Genomic DNA, 2,407 nt, shown 5'->3' on the forward strand with positions numbered 1-2,407 from the left:
CTGAGTGCGGCTGCGGTGACGGCGGCCTTCACTTCGGTTGGCGTGGCCTGCCCGGGCGGCGGCGGTGGCGGCGGTGGCAGCACCGGCGGTCCGTTGACGAATGGCGTGACCGTGACCGGCATCAACGCAACGACCGGCAATTCGGTCAACTACACGCTGGTCGTCCCGGCCGGAGCCACGAATCTCAATTTCGTGATGTCCGGTGGCACCGGCGATGCCGACATGTACGTCAAGTTCGGCAGCGCACCGACCGACACGTCCTATGATTGCCGCCCGTATGCCAATGGAAACTCGGAATCCTGTCCGATTTCCAGCGCCCAGGCGGGGACCTACTACGTGCGCCTGAAGGCTTATGCGTCGTTCAGCGGCGTATCGCTGACCGGCAGCTATTCCCAGGTCAGCAACTCGCCGCCGGTCGCCAACTTCAGCTTCACGACCAGCAACCTCGTGGCCAGCTTCAGCGATTCCTCCAGCGACAGCGACGGGTCCATTGCATCGCGCTCGTGGAATTTCGGCGACGGCGGTTCATCGACCTCGACCAACCCGAGCCATACCTACGCTTCCGCTGGAACCTACAACGTCACGCTGACCGTCACCGACAATAGCGGTGCCAGCAATGCGACCACGAAGGCTGTCACGGTCAGCAGTGGGGGTGGTGGTGGCGGTGGCAACGAGCTGCAGAACGGCGTGACGGTGACTGGCCTGGCCGCGAGCAGCGGCAACCAGTTGGTCTACACGATGGTCGTACCGTCGGGCGCCAGTGGCCTCAAGTTCGTGACGAGCGGTGGTTCCGGCGACGGCGATCTCTATGTCAAGTTCGGTTCGGCACCCACCACCTCGAGCTACGACTGCCGTTCCTGGGCCAGCGGCAATGGCGAGACCTGCAATATCTCCAGCGCTCAGGCGGGCACCTACTACGTCATGATCAACGCCTATTCCACGTTCAGTGGCATGAGCCTGACCGGCAGCTACACCGCTGGTGGCGGTGGCGGCAGCTGCACGCCGTCCGGCACGGTGCTTTGCAGCGGATCGGTGATCAGTGGCCTGTCGGCAAGCAAGAACAACTGGACTTCGGTCTACACCCTGGTCGTTCCGGCTGGCGCGAGCAATCTTTCGTTCTCGATCGCGGGTGGTTCGGGTGATGCCGACATGTATGTGCGCCTTGGCGCGGCACCCACCACGTCCAGCTATACCTGCCGTCCGTACTTGAGTGGAAATGCCGAAACCTGCACGTTCGCGGCACCTGCCGCCGGCACGTACTACGTCTCGGTCAGGGCCTATGCGGCGTTCTCGGGCGTGACCCTGAGCACCAGCTTCACGCCGTAGTCCGTTTTCAGCTACGCCAGTGACTGGCACTGAGGCGGCGGCCGGATCTTCCGGCCGCCGCTTTTTTTCGCGGCCCTCCGGTTGATTGACTGGCCGTTTGCGGAAGCACAACGCAGCCGGCCGGAATGCGAACCGGTCCAATTGCCCGACATACGCCTGGTTCGGCCTGGCGCCGGATCATCAAGCACATCCAACTTCAGGCCGATACCGGCCCGGTCCGGCGTGCCTGCAGTCATGGGTCCACGTGCTCATGCTGCAGATGGGTGAGGGCAGGGTGGCCTTCCACTGGAGGCCATGCAGTGGTTGACGTCGCGGCATCCGCCTGCGGTCTCGAGGTTCCGCACCGGAACCACTCCATGTCGCCATGACCTGCGGTCAGTGGCCATGCCGTTGTCGGCCTGCGCTCCAGGCGCCCTATAGGTGTATAAGACGCGCACATTGCACTGCGTCATTACTTGGCACTGGCGACTTGCTAGTGTGCGCGCGGCGCCACGACTCTTGGGAAGTGTTCTGGCGCGCTTGGGGAGGGGTCACTTGCATACGATTGCTGGGGTCGCGACGCGATTCCACAGGACGCTGTGTGCCGTTGGCCCGGTGCGTACTCGATGTATTCCGCCGCAACCGCGGCTGTCCTATCACCTCTTGGGAATCATTCCGTGATCAAGTCCAATTGTCGTGGTCCCGTTCTTGTTGCTCTGACACCGCTCGTCCTGAGCATACTGGCCGCATCGGCCAGTGCAGCAACCCGCACCGATCTGCATCAGCAGAATGTCGAAGGTCTCAATCGCAGCTATGCCGCCGCGACGCAGACCCTCGGCATCGCCGCTTCGAGCAGCGAACGCCATGCCGAGGCGCTCGGCTTCGATAGCGAGTCCACCTTGCGTGCGCTCGAAAGCTCCGTCGATTCCGATGGCACCCGGCACTATCGCTACCAGCAGTACTTCCGTGGCATTCCGGTCTGGGGCGAGCATGTCGTGGTTGCCGAAGATGGCCGTGGCAACCTGAAGTCGCTGTTCGGTCGCTCGGTCGGCGGTCTGGCCATGGAGATTCCCATGCGCGCGCCGGTCGTGGGCGCCAACAA

The 2,407-nt window shown here is 63.4% G+C and carries 1 protein-coding gene and 1 pseudogene; both read left to right on the top strand.

The window, feature by feature from the left end:
* Window positions 1-1,326 (top strand): pre-peptidase C-terminal domain-containing protein (locus BM125_RS19510; RefSeq protein ID WP_139225138.1); only part of this gene is annotated, 1,326 nt, incomplete at its 5' end.
* Window positions 1,327-1,982: 656 nt separating this feature from the next.
* Window positions 1,983-2,407, top strand: a pseudogene (locus BM125_RS19515) (hypothetical protein); the annotation flags it as partial.

The sequence above is a fragment of the Dokdonella immobilis genome (genome assembly GCF_900115085.1).
In the GTDB taxonomy this organism is placed as follows: Bacteria; Pseudomonadota; Gammaproteobacteria; order Xanthomonadales; family Rhodanobacteraceae; genus Dokdonella; species Dokdonella immobilis.